The organism is Plasticicumulans lactativorans, assembly GCF_004341245.1.
Taxonomy (GTDB): Bacteria; Pseudomonadota; Gammaproteobacteria; order Competibacterales; family Competibacteraceae; genus Plasticicumulans_A; species Plasticicumulans_A lactativorans.
Genome location: NZ_SLWY01000022.1, coordinates 21,269 through 47,212, shown reverse-complemented (window position 1 = coordinate 47,212; position 25,944 = coordinate 21,269). Strand labels below are relative to the sequence as shown.

The following is a 25,944-nucleotide window of genomic DNA, read 5'->3' as shown; positions in this document are numbered from 1 at the left end:
CCCGTCGCGGCGGGGGCGCGCGCGGTGATGCCGCCGGCCCCGGCGGCCGCGCCGATCGCCCTCGCGCTGACCGGTGCCTCCGGGGCGCAGTACGGGCTGCGCCTGCTGGAGTGCCTGCTCGCCGCCGGCGAGCGGGTGTACCTGATGCTGTCGAAGCCGGCGCAGGTGGTGATCGGCATGGAGACCGACTGGGAGCTGCCCGGGCGCCCGGCCGAGATCCGCGCGGCGCTGCTGGCGCGCTTCGGCTGCGCGGCCGAGCAGCTGCGCGTGTTCGGCAAGGAGGAATGGACCGCGCCGATCGCCTCGGGCTCGGCGGCGGCGCGGGCGATGGTGGTGTGCCCGTGCACCACGGGCACGCTGGCGGCGATCGCCCACGGCCTGTCCGACTCGCTGATCGAGCGCGCGGCCGACGTCGCGCTGAAGGAGCGCAAGCCCCTGCTGCTGGTGGTGCGTGAAACGCCGTTCTCGGTGATCCACCTGGAGAACATGCTCGCGCTCGCCCGCGCCGGTGCCACGATCCTGCCGGCCAACCCCGGCTTCTACCACCGCCCGCGGCAGGTCGCCGATCTCGTCGACTTCGTCGTCGCGCGGGTGCTCGATCACCTCGGGGTGGCGCACGCGCTGCTGGCGCGCTGGGGGACGGAGGAGGGCGGGGCGGCGTGAACGACGAACTCCCGCTGTTCCCGCTCGGCCTGGTGCTGTTTCCGCAGGGCGCGCTGCCGCTGCGCATCTTCGAGCCGCGCTACGTCGACATGGTCGGCCGCTGCCTGCGCGAGGGCTCGCCGTTCGGCGTGGTCACGATCCGCGAAGGGCGCGAGGTCGGCGCGGCCGCGCGCTTCCACGCGGTCGGCACCAGTGCGCGCATCGTCGACTTCGATGCGCTGCCGGACGGGCTGCTCGGCATCGCCTGCCGCGGCGAGCGCCGGCTGCGGGTGCTGTCGTACCGGGTGCGGCCCGACCAGCTCGTCGTCGGCACGGTCGAGTGGCTGCCCGAGGTCTCGCCGCAACCGGTGCCGGCGCCCTACCATGCGCTGCCGGACCTGCTCAGGCGCGTGCTCGCGAGCGACGCTGCGCAGGCCTACGCCGCGCAACTGACGCCGGACTGGGACGACGCCGGCTGGGTGTGCGACCGGCTGGCCGAACTGCTGCCGCTGCCGGTCGGGCTGCGCCTGGCGCTGCTCGAACTCGACGACCAGCAGCAGCGGCTCGACCTGCTCTACGCCGTGCTGCAGGAGCAGCGCCTCGGGTGAAGGCATGACCAGCGTGATCCGCGACACCTTCGAACTGCGCGCCGCCGGCCGGCGCCTCGTCGCCGAGCGGCTGCTGCCGCCGCGGGCGGCGCCGGGGCCGGTGCTGGTGTTCCTGCACGAGGGGCTCGGCAGCATCGCGCAGTGGCGCGACGTGCCGGCGGCGCTGTGCACGGCGGCCGGCCTGCCCGGCCTGGTCTACGAGCGCTGGGGCTTCGGTGGCTCCGAGGCGCTCGATGCCCCGCGCACGCCGCGCTACCTGCACGACGAGGCGCTGGTGAGCCTGCCCGAGGTGCTCCGCGGCGCCGGCGTCGACGATTACGTGCTCGTCGGCCACAGCGACGGCGGTTCGATCGCGCTGCTGCACGCGTCGAGCCGGCCGGCGGGCCTGCGCGGGATCGTCACCGAGGCCGCGCACGTCTTCGTCGAGGAGCTCACGCTGAGCGGGATCCGCGCCGCGGTCCAGCTCTGGCAGCAGGGGGACCTCGCCGCGCGCCTCGCCCGCTACCACGGCGACAAGACCGCGGCGACCTTCGCCGGCTGGGCCGCTACCTGGCTGTCGGCGGACTTCCGCGCCTGGAACATCGAAGCCGAGCTGCGCGCGATCCGCTGCCCGGTGTTCGCGCTGCAGGGGCGCGACGACGAGTACGGCACGCCGGCGCAGATCGCGGCGATCGCGCGCGGCGTGGCGGGGCGCGTCGACACCTGGCTGGTGCCCGCGTGCGCCCACGTGCCGCACCTGCAGGCGCGCCGCGTGGTGCTGCGCGCGATCGCGGCCTTCGTCACGGGCCTGCGCGGCGGCGCCGACGGGCATGCGCCGTAAGGGCGACGCCGCCGCACGGCGCGCGGCGCGCCTGCGCAGCGCCGGGCGCGACTTCCTGTACGCCGGCCGCGCCGGCTCGCTGATCGACTCCGAACTGCGCCGCATCGTCTGCGTCAACTGCGCGTCGCTGGTCGGCAGCATCTACCTGACGGGGTTCGGCGTGGTCGCCCTGGCCAAGGGCCGCATCGCGCTGGCGATCGCGCTGGGGCTGGGGTGTGCGGTGGCGATCGCGCTGGTGGTGTGGCTGCGCCGCGGCGCCGCGGTGAGCGCGGCGTCCAACACCGCGCTGGCGGCGTACAGCGCGCTGGTGCTGTTCCTGCTGTTCGACGGCGGCATCACCGGGGGGGCGACCTACAGCCTGTTCCTGATCCCCGTGCTCGCGCTGTTCCTGAAGGGCGGGCGCATCGGGCTGCGCTGGATCGTCGGGCTGTTCGTCGGCCTGACCGCCCTGTACGCGCTGCAGGAGGCCGACTGGCTGCACACGGCCTACACCTCGCGCGAACTCGGCGGCGTGTTCGCGCCGCTGCTGCTGGTGTCGCTGCTGCTGGGCGTCATCGAGTCGGTGCGCGCCGAGGGCGAGGCGCGCATCGCCGAGCAGGCGGCGACGCTCGCTGCCGCCAAGCGCCACCTGTCCGAGAAGATCGAGGAGCAGCAGCGCACGCAGATGGCGCTGGAGCGCAGTCGCTCGCGGCTCAACTACCTCGCCTACTACGACGAGCTGACCGGGCTCGCCAACCGCCACCTGTTCTTCGAACACCTCGACCACACCCTCGCCGTCGCCAAGCGCATGAACCAGCGCGTCGGCCTGCTCTACCTCGATCTCGACCGCTTCAAGCAGGTCAACGACACCCACGGCCACCGCACCGGCGACCTGCTGCTGACCGAGGTCGCGGCGCGTACCCGCAACTGCCTGCGCGCCTCCGACCTGATGGCGCGGCTCGGCGGCGACGAATTCGTGGTGCTGCTGCCGGAGATCACCGACGCCGGCGACCTCGCGGTGGTGACCGGCAAGATCCGCCGTGCCCTGCTGCCGCCGTTCACGCTCGGCGCCGTCGAGTGCACGATCGACGCCAGCATCGGCGCGGCCAGCTACCCCGGCGACGCCGGCGACGCGGTGGCCCTGGTCGCCGCGGCGGACCGGCGCATGTACATGGAAAAGCACGGTGCGGCGCCGGCTGCCTCGCCCGGGCGCGACGAGGGCAGGGCATGGCGCGGCTGATCCTGTTCAACAAGCCCTACGACGTGCTGTCGCAGTTCACCGATCGCGCCGCGGGGCGCCGGACGCTCGCCGACCACATCGCCGTTCCCGGCGTCTACGTGGCCGGCCGCCTCGATCGCGACAGCGAGGGCCTGCTGGTACTGACCGACGACGGGCGCCTGCAGGCGCGCATCAGCGATCCGCGGCACAAGCTGCCCAAGGTCTACCGGGTGCAGGTCGAAGGGCAGGTGACCGAGGCCGCGCTCGAACATCTGCGCCGCGGCGTGGTGCTTGCCGACGGTCGCACGCTGCCGGCGCGCGCGCGGCGCATCGCCGAACCCCCCGGGTTGTGGCCGCGCGTGCCGCCGATCCGCGAGCGGCGCCACATCCCCACCGACTGGCTCGAACTCGAACTGCGCGAAGGCCGCAACCGCCAGGTGCGGCGCATGACCGCGGCGGTGGGCCTGCCGACCTTGCGGCTGATCCGCTGGTCGATCGGCGACTGGACGCTCGCCGGGCTGGCCCCGGGCGAGTGGCGCGAGCTGGACGTCGCGCTCCCGGTGTCGCCGCGCCCCCCCGGATGGCCGCGCCCGGGCGCGGCACGGCGCACGCGCTGACGCCCGAGCAGCACATCCGCGTTGCGCTGCCCTCGGTCCGGCGTATGGGCCGAACACGGCAGCGGTGCGTTACGGTAGCCGGGCCGCTCACCGCCCGCGGGCGGCCGGGGTCTCCCCGTCACGCCGTGCAGGAATCTTGCGATGCAGCGATCCGACTTCCGCCACTTCTACGAGATGCCCGTGCGCTGGGGCGATCTCGACGCCTTCGGCCACGTCAACAACGTGCAGTTCATCCGCTTCCTGGAGTCGGGGCGGGTGGCGTACGTCGAGGACGTGCTGGGCATGCCGGTGGGGGCCGGCACGGGCGAGAACATCATCCTCGCCGACCTGCAGTGCGCCTTCCGCAGCCAGCTCGAGTACCCGGGCGTGGTCGAGGTCGCGACCCGGGTCAGCCGCCTCGGCAGCAGCAGCTTCGACCTGACGGCGGCGATCTACCGGCGCGGCGAGGCGCAGGCGGCGGCGACCTCGAAGGGGGTGCTGGTCTGGTTCGACTTCGACGCCCAGCGCGCGCGCCCGATCCCCGAGCCTGTGCGCCGCGCGATCATCGCCTACGAGCCCGTCGCGCCGCTGTAGGCGCTGGCGGCGCCGCGTCAGGGCTTGCCCGCCTCGCGCATCGCGTCGGGCAGGCGCACCGCCAGCACGTCGCACGGCGCGCCGTGCAGCACCGCGTTGGCGGTCGAGCCGAGCAGCAGCGCGAGCCCGTGGCGGCCGTGGCTGCCGACGATGATGAGATCGACGCCGCGCTCCTTGGCGGTTTCGATCACCCCTTCCTTGGTGGAGATGGCGGTCACCACGATGCGATCCGCTTCCGGCACGCTCAGCTGCTCGCCGAGGCGCGCCAGCGCGGTCTGCGCCTCGCGCGTGATCGCTTCGTCGGGCAGCTCGGGCAGCAGCGGCATGAGCTCGTAGCCGGCGCTGATGTTGACTTCCTCGACCACGTGGACGAGCGAGAGCTTGGCGCCGTAGCGGCGGGCCATGTCGAGCGCGTGCGCACCGACCACGGGTGCAAGGGGGGAACAATCGGTGGCGAACAAGATGTGCTTGTACTGCTGCATGGCTGTCTCCTGAATGTTCGCGTGGGATGTGGTCGTTTCACGGAGCAGGAATCGCACCGGCGGCGTCCACGGCCGGGCGGGGTTGCGGGCTGCGCCTGTCCGGGGGCGAGGCCCTTGCGTCGAGGCCGTTCACGACCCTCGCGCCGCTTGCCGGGCCGGCCCGCGTCGCGGTGTACGCCTTGTCAAAACAGTATGGGCCCTATACGCCGTTCGACCTTGACGCAGCGCAGCGACAACGCCTGCAAGCCTGCATCAGGGGGCGGTTTCCATCAATGCCCGCAGGAACTCGCGGGTCTCGGCGCGCGCGCGGTCGCGCGCGGGCAACTGGCGCGCGGCTTCACGCAGGTTGTGCATGCCGAGCTGCAGCTGCACCAGTGCGAGGTTGTGCTGCGCGCGCGAATGCGCGGCGCGTTCGAGCGCGCGGCGGTAGGCGTCTTCGGCCTCGCTCAGGCGGCCCTGTTCGGCATAGGCGTTGCCGAGCAGGAACCAGGGATCGCCGATGTCCGCCGGCGCGGCGAGCGCCTGGCGGCAGGCGGCGAGGAGGGGGTCTTCGGCGTGCGCCGCCGTGCCCGCGGCGGCAGGCGTGGCGGCGGGCACCAGCGTGGTACAGGCCGGCAGGACCAGTGCGAGCGCCACGGCGACCGGTGGCAGGCGGCAGCGGGAACGGCACATGCGCAAGGCGTCAGCGCGCCGCGGCCGGGGCGGTGAACACCACGGTGCACGCCTCGGGCAGTTCGGGGGCGGGAGGGCGCGGCGCCGGCGGTTTGGGGCGGCGCGTTGCTTCCTGCTGTTCCCGGACCCAGCGCGTGAGGCCTTCGTCGCAGCCGTCGCTGGCTTCGACGGGCTTCTGCGGCGCGCACTCGGGGCTGTCGGCGGGGCAGCCGAGGCGCACGTGAAAGTGCTCGTCATGCCCCCACCAGGGGCGCAGGCGCCCGAGCCACGTGCGCTCCCGCTCGGTGTCGCACAGATGGGCCTTGATCACCGGGTTGACGAAGATGCGATCGACGCCGGGCATCTGCGCTGCCAGGAACAGGAGGTCGCGCTGGCGGCGGCCCCAGCGCTGCGCCAGCACGCGTCCGGCGGCGGCGTCGACCACGCTGAGCATCGGCAGGTCTTCGACGAAGCCGTCGTCCGCTGCGTGGCCCGGCGCTTCGCGGAACCAGATGTCGACGTCGAGCCCGATCTGGTGGCTGCGATGCCCGAAGCTCATCGGCCCGCCGCGCGGCTGGCCGAGGTCACCGACGAGGATCGGGCCGAGATGGCGGGCCTCGGCGTCGCGGCCCAGGCGCTGGATGAAGTCGAGCAGGCTCGGGTGACCGTAGTAGCGGTTGCGCGACGGGCGCATCACCCGGTAACCCGGGCCCGCCGCCGGCAGGCGGTTCGCGCCGGCGATGCAGCCGTTGGCGTAGCTGCCGATGACGCGTGTCGGGCCGGCGGAGGGGCGCAGCACGTCCCCCCAGGTTTCGACCGGGCTCGCATGGGCCGGGGACGTGAGCAGCAGCAGGGCGATGGACAGCAGCCGGGTCATGGATGCGTGCGCGTGGAGGGGGGAGGCGCACGAGTCTACGTGATCGGTGCGGCCGACGTCGCTGGCGACGTCGGCCGCACGGCTTCAGGCCTTGCGGACCTCGTTGACCGCCGACACCTTGCCGGTTTCGTCGACGGCTTCGAGCCGTACCGTGAAGCCCCACAGGCGGTGCAGGTGCTTCAGGACCTCGTAGGTGGGGCCGGCGGCGAGCGGGCGGCGGCTGTATACCGTGTGACGCAAGGTCAGCGAACGGTCGCCGCGCCGGTCGACGTTCCACACCTGGATGTTGGGCTCGCGCGAGCCGAGGTTGTACTGGTCGGCCAGGGCCTGGCGGACGCGGCGGTAACCGCGCTCGTCGTGGATGGCGGCGATCTCGAGGGTGTCCTCGCGATCGTCGTCGAGCACGGCGAACAGCCGCAGATCCCGGATCAGCTTGGGCGACAGGTACTGCGCGACGAAGCTCTCGTCCTTGAAGTTGCGCATCGCGAAGTCCAGCACCTTGATCCAGTCGCCGCCGGCGAATTCCGGGAACCAGTGGCGGTCCTCGTCGGTGGGGGCTTCGCAGATGCGCCGCAGGTCGCTCATCATCGCGAAGCCCAGCGCGTACGGATTGATGCCGCTGTAATAGGGGCTGTCGAAATCCGGCTGGAACACGACGTTGGTGTGCGACTGCAGGAACTCGATCATGAAGCCGTCGCTGACCATCCCCTTCTCGTAAAGCCGGTTGAGCAGGGTGTAGTGCCAGAACGTCGCCCAGCCCTCGTTCATCACCTGCGTCTGGCGCTGGGGATAGAAGTACTGGCCGATCTTGCGCACGATGCGCACGATCTCGCGCTGCCACGGTTCGAGCAGGGGCGCGTTCTTCTCGACGAAGTACAGCAGGTTCTCCTGCGGCTCGGAGGGGAAGCGCTGCGCCTCCGCGGTCGAATGCTCGTCGCTGCGCGTCGGGACGGTGCGCCACAGGTCATTGATCTGGCTCTGCAGATATTCCTCGCGCGAGCGCTGCCGGGCCTGTTCCTCGGCCATCGTCAGCGGTGCGGGGCGCTTGTAGCGATCGACGCCGTGATTCATCAGCGCATGGCATGAGTCCAGCAGTTCCTCGACGGCATCGACGCCGTAGCGTTCCTCGCACTTCTCGATGTACTTACGGGCGAACACCAGGTAATCGATGATCGAGTCGGCGCTGGTCCAGGTGCGGAACAGGTAGTTGCCCTTGAAGAACGAGTTATGGCCGTAGCAGGCGTGCGCGATCACCAGCGCCTGCATCGTCATCGTGTTCTCTTCCATCAGATACGCGATGCAGGGATCGGAATTGATCACGATCTCGTAGGCGAGCCCCATCTGACCACGCCGGTAGTGCTTCTCGGTCGATACGAAGTGCTTGCCGAACGACCAGTGGTGATAGCCGATCGGCATGCCCACCGACGAGTAGGCATCCATCATCTGCTCGGCGGTGATCACCTCGATCTGGTTCTGGTAGGTGTCGAGCCTGAACTCCTCGTGCGCGATCCGGGCGATCTCCCGGTCGTACGCTTCGAGTAGCGGGAACGTCCACTCCGAACCTTCGGAAATCAGCGTCTTGCCGCTCATACCATGCGCCTCTTGAAGAGTTCACGGAACACCGGATAGATGTCTTCGGCCCCACCCAGTTCCTGCATCGCGAAATGCTTGAACTGCTGCTTGACGATCTCGTACTCGGTCCACAGGCTCTGATGCCGTTCCGGCGTGATTTCGACGTAGGCGAAATACTGCACCGCTGGCAGGATGCGCGTGGTCAGGATCTCGCGGCAGTTCGGCGAATCGTCCTGCCAGTTGTCACCGTCGGACGCCTGGGCGGCATAGATGTTCCAGTCGCTGGTCGGATAGCGTTCCTCGACGATGTCGGCCATCAGCGCCAGGGCCGAGGACACCACGGTGCCGCCGGTTTCGCGCGAATAGAAGAACTCCTTTTCATCGACTTCCTTGGCGACCGTGTGGTGGCGGATGAACACCACCTCGATGTGCTCGTAGTTGCGGGTCAGGAACAGGTACAGCAGCGTGAAGAAGCGCTTGGCGAGGTCCTTGCGCTGCTGGTCCATCGAGCCGGACACGTCCATCAGGCAGAACATCACCGCCTGCGTGCTCGGCTTGGGCTGCCGGATGCGGTTGTTGTAGCGCAGGTCGAACGAGTCGATGAACGGGATCGCCTCGATACGGATGCGCAGCTTGCGCATTTCCTCGCGCAGGGCTTCGGCCGCCGGCGAATGTTCGCCTTCGCGGGCGATCACCTCCTCCAGCTGCCGCTCCAGTTCGCGCAGCTTGCCGCGATACGGCGCGCCGATCGCGGTACGGCGTGCCAGGGCGCCCTTCAGCGAACGGACGACGTTGATGTTGCTGGGGATGCCGGCACTGGTGAAGCCGGCGCGCACACTCTTCCATTCCGGGATCTTGGCGAGCTGCGTCTTCACCAGGTCCGGCAGCGCGAGGTCCTCGAAGAACAGGTCGAGGAACTCCTCGCGTGACAGTTCGAAGATGAAATCGTCCTCGCCTTCGCCATCCTTGCTCGCCTGCTTGCCGCCGCCCCCCCCGCCACCGCCGCCACGCGGACGCTGTACGCGATCACCGGCATTGAACTCCTTGTTGCCGGGGTGGATCGCTTCGCGCCGCCCGCCGGGCCCGTGACCGAACACGGGCTCCGACAGGTCGCGCGTGGGGATGCTCACCTTTTCGCCGCTTTCCACGTCCGTGATGCTGCGGCCGGCCATGGCATCGGCGACGGCCCGCTTGAGCTGGTCCTTGAAGCGGCGCAGGAAGCGCTGGCGATTGACAGCGCTACGGTTCTTGCCGTTCAACCGTCGATCGATGAGGTGAGACATGATGTCGGTCCTCTCTCTCTAGATCAGGACGATTTGCGAACGCGCAGATACCACTCGGACAGCAGGCGTACCTGCTTCGGCGTATAGCCTTTCGTGACCATGCGGTTCACGAAGTCCTCGTGCTTCTTCTGCTCGTCGGCGCTCGCCTTGGCGTTGAAGCTGATCACCGGCAGCAGATCCTCGGTGTTCGAGAACATCTTCTTCTCGATCACCACGCGCAGCTTCTCGTAACTGGTCCAGGTCGGGTTCTTGCCACCGTTGTTGGCACGCGCCCGCAGCACGAAGTTGACGATCTCGTTGCGGAAGTCCTTCGGGTTGGAAATGCCGGCCGGCTTCTCGATCTTCTCCAGTTCGGCGTTGAGCGAGGCGCGGTCGAAGGACTCGCCGGTGTCGGGGTCGCGGTACTCCTGGTCCTGAATCCAGAAATCGGCGTAGGTCACGTAGCGATCGAAGATGTTCTGGCCGTACTCGGAATACGATTCGAGATAGGCCGTCTGCAGTTCCTTGCCGATGAACTCGGCGTAGCGCGGTGCCAGCCAGCCCTTGATGTAGGAGAGGTATTTCTCCTCGGTCTCGGCCGAGAACTGCTCGCGTTCGATCTGCCGCTCCAGCACGTACAGCAGGTGCACGGGGTTCGCCGCGATTTCGGTGTTGTCGAAGTTGAACACCTGCGACAGGATCTTGAACGCGAAGCGCGTCGAAATGCCGGTCATGCCTTCGTCGACGCCGGCGTAGTCGCGATACTCCTGGATCGACTTCGCCTTCGGGTCGGTGTCCTTCAGGTTCTCACCGTCATACACGCGCATCTTCGAGAAGATGCTCGAATTTTCCGGCTCCTTGAGGCGTGACAGGACGCTGAACTGCGCCAGCATGTCGAGCGTGCCGGGGGCGCAGGGCGCCGCCGACAGCGAACTGTTGGCGAGCAGCTTGCCGTAGATCTTCACCTCTTCCGAAACCCGCAGGCAGTACGGGACCTTGACGATGTAGACGCGGTCGAGGAAGGCCTCGTTGTTGCGGTTGTTCTTGAACGACAGCCACTCCGATTCGTTCGAGTGCGCGAGGATGATGCCGTCGAACGGCAGCGCCGAGAGCCCTTCGGTGCCGTTGTAATTGCCTTCCTGCGTCGCGGTCAGCAGCGGATGGAGCACCTTGATCGGCGCCTTGAACATCTCGACGAATTCGAGCAGACCCTGATTGGCGAGGCACAGGCCGCCCGAAAAGCTGTAGGCGTCGGGATCGTTCTGCGCGAAGTGCTCGAGCTTGCGGATGTCGACCTTGCCGACCAGCGACGAGATGTCCTGGTTGTTCTCATCACCCGGCTCGGTTTTCGCCACCGCGGTCTGTTTCAGGATCGATGGGTACAGGCGCACGACCTTGAACTTGGTGATGTCGCCGTTGAACTCCTTGAGCCGCTTGACCGCCCACGGGCTCATGATGCCCTTCAGGTAACGGCGCGGGATGCCGAAGTCCTCTTCGAGGATCGGCCCGTCCTCGTCGGGGTTGAACAGCGACAGCGGCGACTCGTTTACCGGAGAGCCATGGATGGCATAGAACGGCACCCGCTCCATCAGATGCTTGAGCTTCTCGGCGAGCGAGGACTTGCCGCCGCCCACCGGGCCCAGCAGGTAGAGGATCTGCTTCTTCTCTTCCAGCCCCTGCGAGGAGTGCTTGAGGTAGGAAACGATCTGCTCGATCGAGTCCTCCATGCCATAGAACTCCTTGAACGCCGGGTAGAGCTTGATCACCTTGTTCTGGAAGATGCGCGACAGCCGCGGATTGAGGCGGGTGTCGACCATTTCGGGCTCGCCGATCGCCATCAGCAGGCGCTCCGCCGGCGAGGCATAGGCGCCCGGATCGGTCTTGCACAGCTCCAGGTACTCCTGGAGGCTCAAAACCTCTTCTCGGCTGCCCTCATAACGCGATGCATATCGACTGAAGATGCTCATTGCCGTAACCCTCATCCAGCGCCCAGACCGTGATGTGTACTACTGAGGATTGTTCTAGCAAGTGTCGGACCACTCCGCGCGGCCGTGTCGTCCGCGGTGCCGGGACTTGCTCGATCCCTGTGGCCTGACCGGCATTCCGGTCCGCCGTTTCCGCGCCACTCGCTGCCCAGTTACTCGCGCAGACCACAAGCGTTCGACCCAGTTTCGCGCACAGAAAGTGCCAGCGCGAAAAAACGGGTCGGCCGTCCGGCCGCGGCTGCACGCTCACCGTGCAAGCACGGCCGTCGCACCGTGTCGCGGCTCTCGGGCCCGACGCGCCTCGTGCCGACCCGCCGCTGCAACGGTTGCCTCGCCAGGTCGGAGCGGGCGTAAACAAGTGGGTCACAGCGCCGCAGGCGTGGTGCCGTCGGCATGCGATGGAGCGATCAGCCCCACTTCCGTGCGCCGATACGCCTGATGATCGTCGCAGTGTGCGAACGGATGACCTTCAGGGTGCGCGTGTCGCGCACAAATGGTGCAGTTGCACAACTGCGAGGCATCCAGACGCATGTCGATGAAGTATCGACCGTTACCCCGCCATGACAAGCGTAGACGTTCGGCGCGAGGGCGAGGGTTCGGGATGAGCCGCGCGGCACCACGATTGACCGCCCCGGAGGCATGCCCCACATTTCCTGGCCCTTCCCAGCCGCGGCCGCCCACGACGATGACCCCCTCGCTCGACACCAAGCTGCCCAAGGTCGGTACCACCATCTTCACGGTGATGTCGGCGCTCGCCCAGGAGTGCGGCGCGCTGAACCTGTCGCAGGGCTTCCCGGACTTCCCCGCCCCCGAGGCCCTGATCGAGGCGGTGGCGCGGCACATGCGTGCGGGCGCGAACCAGTATGCGCCGATGGCCGGCGTCGCGGCGCTGCGCGAGGCGGTGGCGGCGAAGATCGCCGCGTGTTACGGCGCGACGGTCGACGCCGTCAGCGAGGTGACCGTCACCTCGGGGGCGACCGAGGCGTTGACCGACGTCATCCTCGCGGTGGTGAGGCCGGGCGACGAGGTGATCGTGTTCGATCCGGCGTACGACTCCTACGAGCCGGCGGTCGAGCTCGCCGGCGGCCGCACCGTGCACCTGGCGCTGCCCGCACCGGCGTTTCGCCCCGACTGGGATGCCGTGGCGGCCGCGATCGGCCCGCGCACGCGCCTGATCGTGATCAACACGCCGCACAACCCCACCGGCCGCGTCTGGGAGGCGGCGGATCTGGAGCGCCTCGCCGAGCTGACCCGCGACACCGGCATCTTCATCCTCTCCGACGAGGTCTACGAGCACATCGTGTTCGACGGGCGGCGCCACGAAAGCGTCCTGCGCTACCCGGAACTCGCCGCACGCGCCTTCGTGGTGTCGTCGTTCGGCAAGACCTTCCATGCCACCGGCTGGAAGGTCGGCTACTGCGTCGCCCCCGCCGCGCTGACCGTCGAACTGCGCAAGGTGCACCAGTACGTGACCTTCGCCACGGTGACGCCGATCCAGTGGGCGCTCGCCGATTTCCTGCGCGAGCACCCCGGGCACTGGCAGGAGCTGCCGGCCTTCTACCAGGCCAAGCGTGACCGCTTCTGCAGCCTGCTGGCGGGTTCGCGGCTGCGCTTCGAACCCTGCGCCGGCACCTACTTCCAGCTGCTCGACTACTCGGCGCTCAGCGCCGAGCGCGACGTCGACCTGGCCCGGCGGCTGACGCGCGAGGCCGGCATCGCCTCGATCCCGGTGAGCGTGTTCTACGAGCATCCCCCGGCGTCGCGCTACCTGCGCTTCTGCTTCGCGAAGGACGACGCCACCCTGGAGCGCGCCGGCGCGATCCTGCGCGGCCTGTGAGCGCCGGCCGGTGCGTCGCGCATCCCTTGGCGCACGGCTATGGTTAGGCGGGACCGACCGGCACAGGAGACCAGGTGATGAAAGGCGACGCGAAGGTGATCGGTTATCTGAACAAGGCACTGAAGAACGAACTGACCGCCATCAACCAGTATTTCCTGCACGCGAAGATGTTCAAGAACTGGGGCTACGGCAAGCTCCACGACCACGAGTACCACGAGTCGATCGATGAGATGAAGCACGCCGACCGGCTGATCGATCGCGTGCTGTTCCTGGAGGGGCTGCCGAACCTGCAGGACCTCGGCAAGCTGCACATCGGCGAGAACGTCCCCGAGGCCCTGCGGGCCGATCTCGGCATGGAACTGAAGGCGCACCCGCTGCTCAAGGAGGCGATCGCGTACTGCGAATCGGTGGGCGACTACGTCAGCCGCGAACTGTTCGAGAGCATCCTCGAAAGCGAGGAGGAGCACATCGACTGGCTGGAGACGCAGCTCGAACTGATCGACGCCGTGGGCCTGCAGAACTACCTGCAGTCGCAGATGGGCGGTACGGGGAGCTGAGCGGACGGTCGGTGTTGACAATCATTCTCATATGACAGAGTATGATGATCATCCACCTTATCGGAGCGTGCGTGATGTACGTCTGCATCTGCAAGGGCGTGACCGACCGGCAGATCCGTCGCGCGATCGACGACGGCGCCCATTCGGTCCGCTGCCTGCGCCGCGAACTCGACGTGTGTACCGACTGCGGCAAGTGCGCGCGCGAAGTGCGCAAGCTGCTCGCCGACGCGCGCACCGAACACCGCTCGATGGAACTCGCCGTACCCGCCTGATCGGGCGCACCGCCACTATCCGCTGATCCCGCGCTCTCCCGCGGCGGGGCCGCCGCTTCCCGCCGCGCGCACCGTTCCATCACCGCCTTTGGGGTATCCTCGCCCGGGCCCGGCTTGTGGGCCCGACGCCATGGAGGATATTTCCCGATGCCCGTACGTCGTCTGCTGATCGTGCCGCTCGCGGTGCTGGCGGTGTCGCTGCTGCCGACGGGCTGCGCACTCAGCCCGCAGAGCGTCCAGGTGCAGCCCGTGCTCGACGTGGCCGTTCCGGCGCTCGGGCGCAACCGGCCGCTCGCGCTCGAGGTGGTCGACCAGCGCCCCACGCCGCAGTTCGGCGCGCGCGGCGGGGTCTACACCACCGCCCTGATCAGCCCGGCCGGCGACGTCGCCGCCGCGGTGCGCCGCGCGCTCGCCGAGCGCCTCGGCGCGGCGCAGTTCCAGGTGCTGCCGACGCCGGCTGAGGCGCCGCTCGGCCTGCGCGTGGAGATCCTGCGCGTCGATTACCGCGCGAGCGGCGAGCCGGTGGTCACCGAAGTGCGCGCGAGCGCCGAGGTGCGGGCGCTCGCGCGCAACGGCACGCGCAGCTTCACCGGCCAGTACCGCGCCAACAGCGCGCGCCAGGTGGTCGGCCCGCCCGGCGACGCCGACAACCAGGCGATCATCAACGAGATCATCACCCAGGCCCTGCAGCGCATGCTCGCCGACCAGGGACTGCTCGACGCCCTCTCCCGGTGAGCGCGCACCCCTACGCCGCGCTCGGCCCGGAGCAGTTGCTCGCCGCCGTCGAGGCTTGCGGCTACGTCTGCGACGGCCGCTTCCTCGCGCTGTCGAGCTACGAGAACCGCGTCTACCAGGTGGGCGTGGAAGACGGCGCGCCGCTGGTGGCCAAGTTCTACCGCCCCGGGCGCTGGAGCGACGCGGCGATCCTGGAGGAGCACGCCTTCGCCGCCGAACTGGTCGATGCCGAACTGCCGGTGATCGCGCCGCTCGCCGACGCCGCCGGGTGCACGCTGCACCATGCCGGCGGCTTCGCCTACGCGCTCTACCCGCGCCGCGGCGGCCGCTGGCCGCCGCTCGACGACCCCGACACCCTGCGCCGGCTCGGCCGCCTGCTCGCCCGCCTGCACCGCGTGGGCGCGACGCGGCCGTTCCGGCACCGGCCGGCGCTCGATGCCGCGAGCTTCGGGCACGCCTCGCGCACCTGGCTGCTCGCCGCCGGGGTCATCCCCGAGTACCTGCGCCCGGCCTACGCCTCGGTCAGCGCCGATCTGCTCGCCGGCGTCGACGCCGCCTTCGCCGCGGTACCCGTGCGCCGCATCCGCCTGCACGGTGACTGCCACCCCGGCAACATCCTCTGGACCGACGATGCCGGGGCGCATTTCGTCGACCTCGACGACGCCCGCAGCGGCCCTGCCGTGCAGGATCTCTGGCTGCTGCTGTCGGGCGAGCGTGCCGAGCGCGAGGCGCAGCTCGGCGCGCTGCTCGACGGCTACGAGGCCTTCGCGCGCTTCGATACGACCGAGCTCGCACTGGTCGAGCCGCTGCGCGCGCTGCGCCAGCTGCACTACGCCGCCTGGCTCGCGCAGCGCTGGGACGACCCGGCGTTTCCGCGCGCCTTCCCGTGGTTCGCCTCGCCGCGCTACTGGGAAGGGCACGTGCTCGAACTGCGCGAATGCCTGGCCGCGCTCGACGAGCCGCCGCTGGCGGCGGGGTGGTAGCGGTGCCGGCGCGGCTCAGCGCCCCTCGACGCCGGGGGGCGAGCCGTAGGAGCGGTTGAGGGCGCCGATCAGCTCGGTCGCTGCGCTGAGGATGTGGTCGCGGCCGAAGCCCGCCCCCTGCAGCTCGCGGAAGAAGCTGCGCCCGAGCACCCGCGCCATGCGCTCGGCGTCGGCGCCCAGGCGTACCGCGTCCATGCCCGGGTCGTCGCGCAGCTCGGCGGCGAGCGCGCGCTGCGCGAAGCGCGAGCGCAGCACCGCCTGCAGGCGCTGCGTCTGCAGCGCGACGCCGAGCAGCACCCCGAGCAGCCCGGCGAGCGCCAGCCCCTCCGCGCCGAAGCGCCCGGTCGCGCTGCGCGTGCTGAGGTTGAGCACGCCGGCCACGCGCCCGGCGATGGCGATCGGCGCGCAGATGAAGCCGCCGCCGCCCTGGCGCCCGAGCGCCGCGTACGGCGAGTGCGCGACGTCGTCGGCGAGGATCGGCCGGCCCTCGGCGGCGACGCGCCCGGCGATGCCCTCGCCCGGCGCCACGCTCGCCGCGTAGGCGCCGGGCGGCAGGTCGCCCCAGTGTGCCGACACGCGCAGCGCCGGGTGGCCCTCGGCGTCCTCCTTGAACAGCATGATCGAGCACGCCTCGGCGCCGAGCAGCCCGGCGGTCAGGCGCGCGAGTTCGGCGAGGTCGTCGTCGACGCGCTCCTTCGCCGACACGTAGGCGACCAGGCGCTGCAGGCGCCCGGGCAGGTCGTCGGCGGGCGGGGCGGCGGGGGCGGGGGGAGGCTCGATCGCGGACATGGCGGGTTTCCTGGCGGACGGCGGCGAAGGACAGGGGGATGCCGGGCGATGGTACAGTGTCGCGCCGCCGATCCACCCGCTGCGGCGCTCAGGTTCCGACGCACTCATGAAATTCATCATCGACTGGGTCGCGCGCGTGCTCAACGACGCGCAGACCGTGACCCTCGTGCTGCTGCTCGCCGTGATCAGCGCCGGCGTGCTGCTGTTCGGGCGCATGCTCGCGCCGGTGCTCGCCGGGCTGGTCATCGCCTACCTGCTCGAAGGGCTGGTGCGCACCCTGCAGCGGCTCGGCCTGCCGCGCCAGCCGGCGGTGATCGCGGTGTTCCTGGGCTTCTCGGTGTTCGTGGTGTTCGTGCTGTTCGGCCCGCTGCCGCTGCTGTCGCGCCAGGCCACCGACCTCGCGCAGAAGCTCCCCGACATGCTGCTGCGCGGCCAGAACTACCTGGCGAGCCTGCCCGAGCACTACCCCGAGTTCGTGTCGAGCGAGCAGATCGCCCAGCTCATCACGATGATCAAGGGCGAGCTCGCCGGCCTCGGGCAGAGCATCCTGAGCTGGTCGGTGGCCTCGGTGTTCGGGCTGATCACGCTGATCGTCTACCTGGTGCTGGTGCCGGTGCTGGTGTTGTTCTTCCTCAAGGACAAGGCGCGCCTGCTCGACTGGCTGCACCAGCTGCTGCCCGCCGACCGCGCGCTGGCGAACCGCGTCTGGCGCGACATCGACCAGCAGATCGGCAACTACGTGCGCGGCAAGTTCTGGGAGGTGCTGATCAACTGGGCGGTGTGCTACGTCACCTTCGCCGCGCTCGCACTGGAGTACGCGATGCTGCTGTCGTTCATGGTCGGGCTGTCGGTGATCGTGCCCTACATCGGCGCCGCCGTGGTCACCGTGCCGGTGGCGGTGGTGGCGCTGTTCCAGTGGGGCATCGGCCCCGACTTCTACTGGGTGATGGGCGCCTACGCCGCGATCATGATCCTCGACGGCAACGTGCTGGTGCCGTGGATGTTCTCCGAGGTCGTCGACCTGCACCCGATCGCGATCATCGTCGCGGTGCTGCTGTTCGGCGGGCTGTGGGGCTTCTGGGGGGTGTTCTTCGCCATCCCGCTCGCCACCGTGGTGCAGGCGGTGCTCAAGGCCTGGCCGCGCGCCGCGGCGGGGGTGGCGGCATGAACGAGGCGCTGCACTGGAACGTCGGCCCCGAGCTGCTGCGCATCGGCGGCTTCGCGCTGCGCTGGTACGGCCTGCTGTTCGCCGCCGGCTTCCTGATCGGCTTCGAGATCATGCGCCGCATCTACCGCGCCGAGGGCAAGCCCGAGAAGGACCTCGACCAGCTGCTGCTGTGGCTGATGGCCGGCACCGTGATCGGCGCGCGGCTCGGCCACACGCTGATCTACGAGCCCGCCTACTACCTCGCCCACCCGCTGAAGATCCTCGCCGTGTGGGAAGGCGGCCTCGCCAGCCACGGCGGCGCGCTCGGCGTGCTGCTCGCGGTGTGGCTGTACTGCCGCTCGCGCCCCGACCAGCCCTGGCTGTGGCTGCTCGACCGCCTGAGCATCCCGGTCGCGCTCACCGGCGCCTTCATCCGCGTCGGCAACCTGTTCAATTCCGAGATCCTCGGCAGCCCGGCCAGCGTGCCCTGGGCCATCGTGTTCGAGCGCGTCGACGCCGTGCCGCGCCACCCGGTGCAACTCTACGAGGCGCTCGCCTACCTCGTGATCTGCCTCGTGCTGCTCGCGCTCTACCGCCGCGAAGGCGCCGCCAGCCCGCGCGGCCGGCTGTTCGGCCTGTTCCTGGTCGGCGTGTTCGGCGCGCGCTTCCTGCTCGAATTCTTCAAGCTGCCGCAGGCCGCGTGGGAAGCCGGCCTGCCGCTCAGCGTCGGCCAGTGGCTGAGCCTGCCGCTGATCGCCGCCGGTGCCTGGCTGCTCGCCCGCGCCCGGCGCAGCGACAGCACCGTGGCGCCGCGCTAGGGGGGGCCGCGCCTCAGCGTCTGCCGGGCGTCTCCGCCGCGGCGCGCAGCTTCTCGTAATCGGCGGGCAGCACGTACTGCAGCACCGCCTTGCCGTCGCTGCCGAGGAAGAGGTCGAGGTTGCGTTCCGGGTAGAGCCAGTGGCTGCCGCGGGCCGGGTCGACGAGGCGTTCGTGCGGCTCGCCGAAGCGCTGGCGCACCAGCGCCTCGTCGAGGCGGGCCGCGGGCACGTAGGTGATGGCGCGCACTACCGCACCGAGCAGCAGCGGCTCGTCGGCGGGGGCGGGGGTGTACTGCCAGGTGTTCGAGGGTTGCGGGGCGGCGTCGCCGGCGCGCGCGACGATGCCGGCGGCGGTCGCCGGGTCGAGCGCGAGGCCGAGCACGAGTTGCGCGGTCAGGCCGCCGAGCTCGGCTTCCTTGAAGTAGGCCTCGGCCGTCACCGTGCCGTCGGCGGCGCGGAACAGGCCGAAGGCGTGGCGCCGGCCGAGCTTGGCGACGGCGTCGCCGAGGGTGCTGCGCCCGAGCGTGAGCCCGAACACCTGCACGCGGCCCTCGGCGTCGCGGTGCGTCTGCCAGGGCAGGTCGGTGCCCGGCGCCGACGGCTGCCCGCCGGGCTGGAACACCGGGATCAGCAGCAGCCCGAACGCGACCGCCGCGAGGACGATCAGCCAGGTCGCGGGGTGGCGCATCTCAGGCCCTGAGCGCGGTCGCGACCCGTCTGGCGAAGTAGGTGAGGATGCCGTCGGCGCCGGCGCGCTTGATGCACAGCAGCGATTCGGCGATCACCGCCTCGGACAGCCAGCCGTTGCGGATCGCCGCCATCTGCATCGCGTACTCGCCGCTGACCTGGTAGACGAAGGTCGGCACCGCGAACTGCTCCTTCACGCGACGGACGATGTCGAGGTAGGGCATGCCGGGCTTGATCATCACCATGTCGGCGCCCTCGTCGAGGTCGAGCGCGACCTCGCGCAGCGCCTCGTCGCTGTTCGCCGGGTCCATCTGGTAGCTGTACTTGTTGCCCTTGCCGAGCGCGCCGGCCGAGCCGACTGCGTCGCGGAACGGCCCGTAGTAGCTCGACGCGTACTTGGCCGAGTAGGCGAGGATGCGCGTGTGGATGAAGTCGTTCGACTCCAGCGCCTCGCGCAGCGCGCCGATGCGCCCGTCCATCATGTCGGACGGGGCGACCACGTCGGCGCCGGCCTCGGCGTGCGACAGCGCCTGGCGCACCAGCACCGCGACGGTCTCGTCGTTGAGCACGTAGCCGTCGGCGTCGACGATGCCGTCCTGGCCGTGGCTGGTGTAGGGGTCGAGGGCGACGTCGGTGATCACGCCGAGCTGCGGGAAGGCGTCCTTCAGCGCGCGCACCGCGCGCTGCGCGAGGCCGTCGGGGGCGTAGGCGGCGGCGCCGTCGAGGCTCTTCGCCTCGGGTGCGGTCACCGGGAACAGCGCCACCGCCGGCACGCCGAGGCGCGCCAGCTCCTCGCCCTCGCGCAGCAGCTCGTCGATGGTCAGGCGCTCGACGCCCGGCATCGACTCGACCGCCTCGCGCCGGCCCTGGCCCTCGATCACGAACAGCGGCTGGATCAGGTCGTCGACCGTCAGCACGGTCTCGCGCATCAGCCGGCGCGAGAACTCGTCGCGGCGCATGCGTCGCGGACGGGCGCCGGGGAACTGGCCTGGGACGATCTGCGGCATGGTTCGGGCCTCCGGTCGGTGGGGCCGCGGATTATTCCACAGCCCGCCGGCAGCGGTGGTTTACAGTGGAAGGCACGGCGGGGCGACGGGGAGCGCGCGGCGGATGGGCTTCGGTTACTGGCTGCTGACGGCGCTGCTGGTGGTCGTCGGCCTCGGCGTCGGCGACGCCGAAGGCGCGCCGCTGCTCGGGGCGCTGCTGGGCGCGCTGCTCGGGGTGCACCTCGACCTGCGCGCGCGGCTCGGCGCCCTCGAACGCCGGCTGGCGGCGTCCGCACCGACGCCGCGCGCCGCCCCGACACCGGCCGCGGCCGATGCCGCGCCGCCGCCCGCATCCCTGCCCGACGCCGCGCCGACGGTCGCGACGGCGGCCGCCGCCGAGCCCGCACCCGCACCTGCGCCCGCGGCGATGCCGGCCGCGGCGGTGGCCGATCCGTGGCAGGGCGCCGCGGCAGCGCCTGCCGGGCCGGGGCCGGCCGAGCGCCTCGTCGGCATCGCCTGGGGCTGGCTCAGCGGCGGCAACGCGCTGGTGCGGGTGGGGCTGCTGGTGCTGTTCTTCGGCGTCGCCTTCCTGCTGCGCTACGTCGCCGAGCACACGCAGTTGTCGATCGCCTGGCGGCTTGCCGGGGTGGCGGCGGGCGGCCTCGCGCTGCTCGGGCTCGGCTGGCGGCTGCGCACGCGGCGTCCGGCCTACGCGCTGAGCCTGCAGGGCGGCGGCATCGGCATCGTCTATCTGACGCTGTTCGCGGCGATGCAGTTCTACGGCCTGCTCGACGCCGGCCCGACCTTCGTCGTGCTGGTCGCCTGCACCGCGGCGGCCGGCGCGCTCGGCGTGGTGCAGAACGCGCAGGCGCTGGTGCTGCTCGCCGCGGTCGGCGGCTTCCTCGCGCCGGTGCTGGTGTCGACCGGGGCGGGCGACCACGTGGTGCTGTTCGGCTACTACCTGGTGCTCGACCTCGGCATCCTCGCGGTGGCGTGGTTCCGCGCCTGGCGCGGGCTCAACCTGGTCGGCTTCGCCTTCACCTTCGTCATCGGCGCGCTGTGGGGCGGGCTGCGCTACCGGCCCGAGCTTCTGGCCTCGACCGAGCCCTTCCTGGTCGCCTTCTTCGGGCTCTACACCGCGGTCGCGGTGCTCTACGCGCTGCGCCAGCCGCCGGCGCGGCTCGGCTGGGTCGACGGCACGCTGGTGTTCGGCGTGCCGGTGGTGGCCTTCCCGCTGCAGGCGGCGCTGGTCGCCCACGTCGACGACGGCATGGCCTGGAGCGCGCTCGCGATCGGCGCGTTCTACGCGCTGCTGCAGGCCGGGCTGCGCCGCCGCCCCGGCCTCGGCCTGCTCGCCGAGTGCTACCTCGCGCTCGCCGTGGCCTTCGCTACCGTGGCGATCCCGCTCGGTCTCGACAGCGGCAGTTCGGCGCCGCTGTGGGCGCTCGAAGGCGCGGCGCTGGTGTGGGTGGGGGCGCGGCAGCAGCGCTGGCCGGTGTGGGCCTTCGGCCTGCTGGTGCAGGCCGGCGCCGGGGTGCTGCGCCTCGACGAATGGCTGCGTTCATCACTGCACACGAGCAGCCTGCCGTTCTTCGACCAGCCCACGCTCAGCGACGGCCTGCTCGCCGTCGCCGGCGTCGCCAGCGCCTGCTGGCTGTGGCGCGCGCGGCCGCGCCACGCGCCGGTGGCGCTGATGCCCGCGGCGCTCGCCTGGGGCCTCGCCTGGTGGTTTGCCGCCGGCGCGCGCGAGGGCCTGCTGCTTGCGCCGCTCGCGCAGGGCGCGGCGTGGTGGCCGGGCTTCCTCGCGCTCGGCGTGGGGCTCGCGAGCGCGCTGCATGGCCGGCTGCGCTGGCATGCGCTGCTCGCGCCGCTGTGGCTGCACCTGCCGCTGCTCGCGGCCACCCTCGCGTGGCTCACGTTCGACGCCGCGCACCCGCTGGCGCGTGGCGGTGCGCTCGGCTGGCCGCTCGCGCTCGCCGCCTACGTCCTGGCGCTGCGCCGCCTCGACGCCGCGCCGCCGCCGCGGCTCGCCTGGCTGCACGCGGGCGGGCTGTGGCTGGTGGTCGCGCTGTTCGGCGCCGAGCTGCCCTACCAGGTCGGCGAGACCGCCGGGCTCGCCGCGGCCTGGCCGCTGGCGAGCCTCGGTGCCTGGCTCGCCGCGGTCACCGCGGCGCTCGCGGCTTACCGCGGCACGCGCTGGCCGTTCGCCGCGCACGCACCGGCCTACCGCGGCATCGGCCTCGCGCCGCTGCCGGTCGCGCTCGTGCTGTGGTGGCTGGCGAGCCTGCCGAACCCCGCCGCGGCGCCGCCGCTGCCCTGGCTGCCGCTCCTGAACCCGCTCGAACTCGCCGTGCTCGCCATGCTGGCCGCGCTCGCGGTCTGGCGCCGCGCGGTCGTCGAGGGCGCCGTCCCTTGCCCGGCGCCGCTGCGGCCGTGGCTCGGCCACGCGCTCGCGGCGCTCGCATTCATCAGCGGCAACGCGACGCTGCTGCGTGCGGTGCACCACTACGCCGGGGTGGCGTATGACGCCGGCGCGCTGTGGCAGTCGCGCCTCGCGCAGGCCGCGGTGGCGGTGGCCTGGGCGCTCGCCGGCGTCGCGCTGATGCTCGTCGCCGCACGCCGGGCACGGCGCGCGGCATGGCTCGCCGGCGCCGGCCTGCTCGGCGCGGTGGTGCTGAAGCTGTTCGCGGTCGATCTTTCCGGGCGCGACACGCTCGAACGCATCGTCGCCTTCCTCGCCGTCGGCGCGCTGCTGCTGCTGGTCGGCTGGTTCGCGCCGGTGCCGCCGCGCGCCGCGGCGGCGGGCGACGACGACGGGCGCGGCGCGCATCCGTGAGCGCCGCGGCGGCGTATCGGCCCGCATCGCGAGGTGTCCCATGCAGAGCCTGCTCGACCACGAAGCCGCGTTGCGTCTCGCCGCCAGCCTCGGCGTGCTGCTGCTGATGGCGGCGTGGGAGCGCCATGCCCCGCGCCGCCCGCCCGGCGCGGCGCGGCGCTGGGTGCGCCACCTCGCGCTCGCCGCGCTCGGCGCGCTGGCGGTGCGGCTGCTGCTGCCGCTCGGCACGGTCGCGCTCGCCGCCCTCGTGCAGGCGCACGGCGGGGGGCTGCTGCCGCGCCTGGCGCTGCCGGCGCCGCTCGCCTTCGGCCTGACACTGCTCGCCTTCGACCTCGCGCTGTACGCGCAGCACGTCGCCAGCCACCGCTGGGCCTGGTTCTGGCGCCTGCACCGCCTGCACCACAGCGATACCGCGTTCGATGCCGGCACCGCGCTGCGCTTCCACCCGCTGGAGATCGTCGTGTCGATGCTGTGGAAGCTCGCGCTCATCGCCGCGCTCGGCCCGGCGCCGCTCGCGGTGCTGGTCTACGAGGTGCTGCTGAACGCGCTGGCACTGTTCAACCACGGCAACGTGCGCCTGCCGGCGGCGCTCGACCGCGCGCTGCGGCGCGTCGTCGTCACCCCCGACATGCACCGCGTGCACCACTCGCCGTACCGCGACGAGACCGACAGCAACTACGGCAACGCGCTGGCGCTGTGGGACCGCCTGTTCGGCACCTACCGTGCGCAGCCGCGCGATGGCCACGCCGGCATGCGCATCGGCCTCGACGCCTTCCGCGACGCCGCCGCGCAGCGCCTGCCCGCGCTGCTCGCGCAGCCCTTCGCCGCGCTGCCGCGGGGGGCGCGGTGAGCGCGCTGCGGCGCTGGCTGCCGGCGGCGCTGCTCGGCGCCGGCCTGCTCGCGTTCTTCGCCTTCGATCTCGGGCGCTACCTGAGCTTCGAGGCGCTGCGCGACAACCGCGCGGCGCTGGTCGCCTGGGTGGCGGCGCACGGCTGGCGCGCCGGGCTCGCCTACTGCGCGCTGTACGTCGTCGTGGTGGCGTTCTCGCTGCCGGGCGGCGCGGTGATGACGCTCGCCGGCGGCTTCCTGTTCGGCGTGCTCGCCGGCACCGCGTGGACCGTGTTCGGCGCCACCGTCGGCGCCACCGCGGTGTTCCTGGCCGCGCGCAGCGCGCTCGGCGACAGCCTGCGGCGGCGCGCGGTGCCCTGGCTCGCGCGCTTCGAGGCGGGCTTTCACGCCGACGCCATCGCCTACCTGTTCGTGCTGCGGCTGGTGCCGCTGTTCCCGTTCTTCGTCGTCAACCTGGTTCCGGCCTTCCTCGGCGTGCGGCTGCGCGACTACGTGTTCACCACCTTCTTCGGCATCCTGCCCGGCACCTTCGTCTACGCCAGCGCCGGCAACGGCCTCGGCGCGCTGCTCGCCGCCGGCCGGCGCCCCGACCTGGCGCTGGTCTTCTCGCCGCCGGTGCTGCTGCCGCTGCTCGGGCTGGCGCTGCTGGCGCTGCTGCCGGTGTTCTACCGGCGCTGGAAGGCGCAGCGCGCCGCAGACCCCCGGCACGGCCGGGGAGGGGAGTCGTGATGACGCACACCGTGGACGCCGACCTCTGCGTGATCGGCGCCGGCTCGGGCGGGCTCTCGGTGGCGGCCGGTGCGGCGCAGCTCGGCGCGCGCACGGTACTGATCGAGCGCGCGCTGATGGGCGGCGACTGCCTCAATCACGGCTGCGTGCCGTCGAAGTCGCTGCTCGCCGCCGCCGCCGCCGCGCAGGCGGTGCGCGACGCGCCGCGCTTCGGCGTCGATGCCGGCGCGCCGCACGTCGACTTCGCGCGCGTGCGTGCGCACGTGGACGGGGTGATCGCGGCGATCGCCCCGCACGACTCCGAGGAGCGCTTCACCGCGCTCGGCTGCCGGGTGATCCGCGCGCACGCGCGCTTCACCGCGCCCGACACGCTGGTCGCCGGCGATCTGAGCGTGCGGGCGCGGCGCTTCGTCATCGCCACCGGCTCGCGCCCGGCGCTGCCGCCGCTGCCGGGGCTCGCCGAGCGGCCGTACCTGACCAACGAGAGCGTGTTCGCGCTGCCGGCGTGCCCGGCGCACCTGCTGGTGCTCGGCGGCGGCCCGGTCGGTGCCGAGCTGGCGCAGGCCTTCCGCCGCCTCGGCGCGGCGGTGACGCTGCTCGCGCGCACCCGCCTGCTGCCGAAGGAGGATCCGCAGCTCGCCGCGGTGGTGCTGGCGCGGCTGCGCGCCGAAGGCGTCGACGTGCGCGAGGGCTGCCGCGTCGAGCGCGTCGGCGGTGCCGCCGGCGCGCTCGTGCTCGAACTGCGCGATGCCGCCGGCGCCACCAGCACGCTCACCGGCTCGCACCTGCTGGTCGCCGTCGGGCGCCTGCCGAACGTCGAGGACCTCGGCCTGGAGGCCGCCGGCATCACCACCGGCGCCGGCGGCATCGCGGTCGATGCACGGCTGCGCACCAGCAACCGGCGCGTGTTCGCGATCGGCGACGTCGTCGGCAGCTACCCGTTCACCCACGTCGCCGGCTACCACGCCGGCATCGTGATCCGCAACGCGCTGTTCCGCCTGCCGGCGAAGGTCGACTACCGCGCCGTGCCCTGGGCCACCTACACCGACCCCGAACTCGCCCGCGTCGGCCTCGACGAAGCCGCCGCGCGCGCGCGCCACGGCGCGGTGCGCGTGCTCACCTGGGCGTTCGCCGACAACGACCGCGCCCGCGCCGAGGCGGCGACCGCGGGCCTGGTCAAGGTGGTGGCGACGCCGCGCGGGCGCCTGCTCGGGGCCGCCATCGTCGGCCGCCACGCCGGCGAGCTGATCCAGCCGTGGTGCCTGGCGCTGGCGCGCGGGCTCAAGGTCGGCGCGCTCGCCGGGCTCACCGTGCCCTACCCGACGCTCGCCGAGGTCAACCCGCGCGTCGCCGGCAGCTTCTATGCCGCCACGCTGTTCGGGCCGCGGATGCGGCGGCTGGTGCGCTGGCTCGCGCGGCTCGGCTGACAAAC

Annotated in this window: 26 protein-coding genes; 17 read left to right on the top strand and 9 right to left on the bottom strand. The window is 71.6% G+C overall.

Annotated features, from left to right (window positions below; genetic code table 11):
- The first annotated feature begins 27 nt into the window (after positions 1 to 27).
- The 6 genes from EV699_RS17130 (at position 28) to EV699_RS17105 (ending at position 4,458) form a co-directional block, all read left to right on the top strand.
- A complete protein-coding gene (locus tag EV699_RS17130; protein WP_132545064.1) occupies positions 28 to 663 on the top strand; it encodes a flavin prenyltransferase UbiX in 636 nt (211 codons plus the stop codon).
- Complete coding sequence (locus tag EV699_RS17125) at positions 660 to 1,250, top strand: LON peptidase substrate-binding domain-containing protein (RefSeq protein WP_132545062.1); 591 nt, start codon at positions 660 to 662, stop codon at positions 1,248 to 1,250. Before EV699_RS17130 ends, EV699_RS17125 begins: the two co-directional genes overlap by 4 nt.
- A 4-nt stretch (positions 1,251 to 1,254) precedes the next feature.
- On the top strand, positions 1,255 to 2,070 hold the full coding sequence (locus EV699_RS17120) for an alpha/beta fold hydrolase (RefSeq protein ID WP_132545060.1): 816 nt from the start codon (positions 1,255 to 1,257) through the stop codon (positions 2,068 to 2,070).
- Positions 2,060 to 3,289, top strand: a complete 1,230-nt coding sequence (locus EV699_RS17115; protein WP_132545058.1) for a GGDEF domain-containing protein — start codon at positions 2,060 to 2,062, stop codon at positions 3,287 to 3,289. Before EV699_RS17120 ends, EV699_RS17115 begins: the two co-directional genes overlap by 11 nt.
- Positions 3,277 to 3,885 carry a pseudouridine synthase gene (locus EV699_RS17110; protein WP_132545056.1) on the top strand — a complete coding sequence of 203 codons (609 nt, stop codon included), beginning with the start codon at positions 3,277 to 3,279 and terminating at the stop codon, positions 3,883 to 3,885. Before EV699_RS17115 ends, EV699_RS17110 begins: the two co-directional genes overlap by 13 nt.
- A gap of 141 nt (positions 3,886 to 4,026) precedes the next feature.
- Positions 4,027 to 4,458: an acyl-CoA thioesterase gene (locus tag EV699_RS17105; protein WP_132545054.1), complete on the top strand. Its 432-nt coding sequence runs from the start codon at positions 4,027 to 4,029 to the stop codon at positions 4,456 to 4,458.
- Between the two features lie 17 nt (positions 4,459 to 4,475).
- On the opposite strand, the gene EV699_RS17100 is transcribed toward EV699_RS17105, so the two are convergent.
- The 6 genes from EV699_RS17100 to EV699_RS17075 all read right to left on the bottom strand — a co-directional run bounded on the left by EV699_RS17100 (position 4,476) and on the right by EV699_RS17075 (position 11,269).
- Complete coding sequence (locus EV699_RS17100) at positions 4,476 to 4,940, bottom strand: universal stress protein (RefSeq protein ID WP_132545052.1); 465 nt, start codon at positions 4,938 to 4,940, stop codon at positions 4,476 to 4,478.
- A 252-nt stretch (positions 4,941 to 5,192) separates the two neighbouring features.
- Positions 5,193 to 5,612 (bottom strand): tetratricopeptide repeat protein, encoded by a 420-nt coding sequence (locus tag EV699_RS17095; protein WP_132545050.1) that lies wholly within the window; start codon positions 5,610 to 5,612, stop codon positions 5,193 to 5,195.
- A gap of 10 nt (positions 5,613 to 5,622) precedes the next feature.
- Complete coding sequence (mepA, locus tag EV699_RS17090) at positions 5,623 to 6,468, bottom strand: penicillin-insensitive murein endopeptidase (protein ID WP_132545048.1); 846 nt, start codon at positions 6,466 to 6,468, stop codon at positions 5,623 to 5,625.
- An 84-nt stretch (positions 6,469 to 6,552) separates the two neighbouring features.
- A complete protein-coding gene (locus EV699_RS17085; protein ID WP_132545046.1) occupies positions 6,553 to 8,058 on the bottom strand; it encodes a SpoVR family protein in 1,506 nt (501 codons plus the stop codon).
- Complete coding sequence (locus EV699_RS17080) at positions 8,055 to 9,323, bottom strand: YeaH/YhbH family protein (RefSeq protein WP_132545044.1); 1,269 nt, start codon at positions 9,321 to 9,323, stop codon at positions 8,055 to 8,057. The genes EV699_RS17085 and EV699_RS17080 overlap by 4 nt, the downstream gene beginning before the upstream one ends.
- 23 nt (positions 9,324 to 9,346) lie before the next feature.
- Positions 9,347 to 11,269, bottom strand: coding sequence for a PrkA family serine protein kinase (locus EV699_RS17075; RefSeq protein ID WP_132545041.1), 1,923 nt, complete (start codon positions 11,267 to 11,269; stop codon positions 9,347 to 9,349).
- A 703-nt stretch (positions 11,270 to 11,972) separates the two neighbouring features.
- On the opposite strand from EV699_RS17075, the gene EV699_RS17070 reads away from it, so the two are divergent.
- From EV699_RS17070 to EV699_RS17050, 5 genes are all read left to right on the top strand, one after another.
- On the top strand, positions 11,973 to 13,124 hold the full coding sequence (locus EV699_RS17070) for a pyridoxal phosphate-dependent aminotransferase (RefSeq protein ID WP_132545039.1): 1,152 nt from the start codon (positions 11,973 to 11,975) through the stop codon (positions 13,122 to 13,124).
- Positions 13,125 to 13,201: 77 nt separating this feature from the next.
- A complete protein-coding gene (gene bfr, locus EV699_RS17065) occupies positions 13,202 to 13,681 on the top strand; it encodes a bacterioferritin (protein WP_132545037.1) in 480 nt (159 codons plus the stop codon).
- Between the two features lie 74 nt (positions 13,682 to 13,755).
- Complete coding sequence (locus EV699_RS17060) at positions 13,756 to 13,953, top strand: (2Fe-2S)-binding protein (RefSeq protein WP_132545035.1); 198 nt, start codon at positions 13,756 to 13,758, stop codon at positions 13,951 to 13,953.
- Positions 13,954 to 14,100: 147 nt separating this feature from the next.
- Positions 14,101 to 14,688, top strand: a complete 588-nt coding sequence (locus tag EV699_RS17055) for a YajG family lipoprotein (RefSeq protein ID WP_132545033.1) — start codon at positions 14,101 to 14,103, stop codon at positions 14,686 to 14,688.
- Positions 14,685 to 15,671, top strand: a complete 987-nt coding sequence (locus EV699_RS17050) for a serine/threonine protein kinase (protein WP_132545031.1) — start codon at positions 14,685 to 14,687, stop codon at positions 15,669 to 15,671. The genes EV699_RS17055 and EV699_RS17050 overlap by 4 nt, the downstream gene beginning before the upstream one ends.
- A 15-nt stretch (positions 15,672 to 15,686) precedes the next feature.
- Here the strand turns inward: EV699_RS17050 and EV699_RS17045 are convergent, their stop codons facing one another.
- Positions 15,687 to 16,460, bottom strand: coding sequence for a GAF domain-containing protein (locus EV699_RS17045; protein ID WP_165904189.1), 774 nt, complete (start codon positions 16,458 to 16,460; stop codon positions 15,687 to 15,689).
- A gap of 106 nt (positions 16,461 to 16,566) precedes the next feature.
- Between EV699_RS17045 and EV699_RS17040 the strand changes: the two genes are divergently transcribed.
- Both EV699_RS17040 and lgt read left to right on the top strand, forming a co-directional pair.
- Positions 16,567 to 17,628 carry an AI-2E family transporter gene (locus EV699_RS17040; RefSeq protein WP_132545027.1) on the top strand — a complete coding sequence of 354 codons (1,062 nt, stop codon included), beginning with the start codon at positions 16,567 to 16,569 and terminating at the stop codon, positions 17,626 to 17,628.
- The gene (lgt, locus tag EV699_RS17035) at positions 17,625 to 18,425 is read left to right on the top strand and encodes a prolipoprotein diacylglyceryl transferase (protein WP_132545025.1); all 801 of its coding nucleotides are present in this window, start codon (positions 17,625 to 17,627) and stop codon (positions 18,423 to 18,425) included. Before EV699_RS17040 ends, lgt begins: the two co-directional genes overlap by 4 nt.
- A 13-nt stretch (positions 18,426 to 18,438) precedes the next feature.
- Here lgt and EV699_RS17030 read toward each other — a convergent pair whose 3' ends face one another.
- Complete coding sequence (locus EV699_RS17030; RefSeq protein WP_132545023.1) at positions 18,439 to 19,113, bottom strand: hypothetical protein; 675 nt, start codon at positions 19,111 to 19,113, stop codon at positions 18,439 to 18,441.
- 1 nt (position 19,114) lies between these two features.
- Positions 19,115 to 20,119 carry a porphobilinogen synthase gene (gene hemB, locus EV699_RS17025; RefSeq protein ID WP_132545021.1) on the bottom strand — a complete coding sequence of 335 codons (1,005 nt, stop codon included), beginning with the start codon at positions 20,117 to 20,119 and terminating at the stop codon, positions 19,115 to 19,117.
- A gap of 103 nt (positions 20,120 to 20,222) precedes the next feature.
- Here hemB and EV699_RS17020 point away from each other — a divergent pair, with 103 nt between their 5' ends.
- From EV699_RS17020 to EV699_RS17005, 4 genes are read left to right on the top strand one after another with little or no spacing between them, the layout of a single operon-like run.
- The gene (locus EV699_RS17020; protein WP_132545019.1) at positions 20,223 to 22,934 is read left to right on the top strand and encodes a DUF2339 domain-containing protein; all 2,712 of its coding nucleotides are present in this window, start codon (positions 20,223 to 20,225) and stop codon (positions 22,932 to 22,934) included.
- Between the two features lie 40 nt (positions 22,935 to 22,974).
- Entirely contained in the window at positions 22,975 to 23,784 is an 810-nt protein-coding gene (locus tag EV699_RS17015; RefSeq protein WP_132545017.1) for a sterol desaturase family protein, read from the top strand.
- Positions 23,781 to 24,512, top strand: coding sequence for a TVP38/TMEM64 family protein (locus EV699_RS17010; RefSeq protein ID WP_132545015.1), 732 nt, complete (start codon positions 23,781 to 23,783; stop codon positions 24,510 to 24,512). Before EV699_RS17015 ends, EV699_RS17010 begins: the two co-directional genes overlap by 4 nt.
- The gene (locus tag EV699_RS17005; protein ID WP_132545013.1) at positions 24,512 to 25,939 is read left to right on the top strand and encodes a dihydrolipoyl dehydrogenase family protein; all 1,428 of its coding nucleotides are present in this window, start codon (positions 24,512 to 24,514) and stop codon (positions 25,937 to 25,939) included. Before EV699_RS17010 ends, EV699_RS17005 begins: the two co-directional genes overlap by 1 nt.
- Positions 25,940 to 25,944 lie beyond the last annotated feature (5 nt).

Excerpts from the sequence above, each read along its gene's own strand:
- EV699_RS17130 (WP_132545064.1), top strand. The coding sequence starts at position 28 with ATGCCGCCGGCCCCGGCGGCCGCGCCGATCGCCCTCGCGCTGACCGGT.
- EV699_RS17120 (WP_132545060.1), top strand. The coding sequence starts at position 1,255 with ATGACCAGCGTGATCCGCGACACCTTCGAACTGCGCGCCGCCGGCCGG.
- EV699_RS17115 (WP_132545058.1), top strand. The coding sequence starts at position 2,060 with ATGCGCCGTAAGGGCGACGCCGCCGCACGGCGCGCGGCGCGCCTGCGC.
- EV699_RS17110 (WP_132545056.1), top strand. The coding sequence starts at position 3,277 with ATGGCGCGGCTGATCCTGTTCAACAAGCCCTACGACGTGCTGTCGCAG.
- EV699_RS17105 (WP_132545054.1), top strand. The coding sequence starts at position 4,027 with ATGCAGCGATCCGACTTCCGCCACTTCTACGAGATGCCCGTGCGCTGG.
- EV699_RS17100 (WP_132545052.1), bottom strand. The coding sequence starts at position 4,940 with ATGCAGCAGTACAAGCACATCTTGTTCGCCACCGATTGTTCCCCCCTT.
- EV699_RS17095 (WP_132545050.1), bottom strand. The coding sequence starts at position 5,612 with ATGTGCCGTTCCCGCTGCCGCCTGCCACCGGTCGCCGTGGCGCTCGCA.
- mepA (WP_132545048.1), bottom strand. The coding sequence starts at position 6,468 with ATGACCCGGCTGCTGTCCATCGCCCTGCTGCTGCTCACGTCCCCGGCC.
- EV699_RS17085 (WP_132545046.1), bottom strand. The coding sequence starts at position 8,058 with ATGAGCGGCAAGACGCTGATTTCCGAAGGTTCGGAGTGGACGTTCCCG.
- EV699_RS17080 (WP_132545044.1), bottom strand. The coding sequence starts at position 9,323 with ATGTCTCACCTCATCGATCGACGGTTGAACGGCAAGAACCGTAGCGCT.
- EV699_RS17075 (WP_132545041.1), bottom strand. The coding sequence starts at position 11,269 with ATGAGCATCTTCAGTCGATATGCATCGCGTTATGAGGGCAGCCGAGAA.
- EV699_RS17070 (WP_132545039.1), top strand. The coding sequence starts at position 11,973 with ATGACCCCCTCGCTCGACACCAAGCTGCCCAAGGTCGGTACCACCATC.
- bfr (WP_132545037.1), top strand. The coding sequence starts at position 13,202 with ATGAAAGGCGACGCGAAGGTGATCGGTTATCTGAACAAGGCACTGAAG.
- EV699_RS17060 (WP_132545035.1), top strand. The coding sequence starts at position 13,756 with ATGTACGTCTGCATCTGCAAGGGCGTGACCGACCGGCAGATCCGTCGC.
- EV699_RS17055 (WP_132545033.1), top strand. The coding sequence starts at position 14,101 with ATGCCCGTACGTCGTCTGCTGATCGTGCCGCTCGCGGTGCTGGCGGTG.
- EV699_RS17045 (WP_165904189.1), bottom strand. The coding sequence starts at position 16,460 with ATGTCCGCGATCGAGCCTCCCCCCGCCCCCGCCGCCCCGCCCGCCGAC.
- EV699_RS17040 (WP_132545027.1), top strand. The coding sequence starts at position 16,567 with ATGAAATTCATCATCGACTGGGTCGCGCGCGTGCTCAACGACGCGCAG.
- lgt (WP_132545025.1), top strand. The coding sequence starts at position 17,625 with ATGAACGAGGCGCTGCACTGGAACGTCGGCCCCGAGCTGCTGCGCATC.
- EV699_RS17030 (WP_132545023.1), bottom strand. The coding sequence starts at position 19,113 with ATGCGCCACCCCGCGACCTGGCTGATCGTCCTCGCGGCGGTCGCGTTC.
- hemB (WP_132545021.1), bottom strand. The coding sequence starts at position 20,119 with ATGCCGCAGATCGTCCCAGGCCAGTTCCCCGGCGCCCGTCCGCGACGC.
- EV699_RS17020 (WP_132545019.1), top strand. The coding sequence starts at position 20,223 with ATGGGCTTCGGTTACTGGCTGCTGACGGCGCTGCTGGTGGTCGTCGGC.
- EV699_RS17015 (WP_132545017.1), top strand. The coding sequence starts at position 22,975 with ATGCAGAGCCTGCTCGACCACGAAGCCGCGTTGCGTCTCGCCGCCAGC.
- EV699_RS17005 (WP_132545013.1), top strand. The coding sequence starts at position 24,512 with ATGACGCACACCGTGGACGCCGACCTCTGCGTGATCGGCGCCGGCTCG.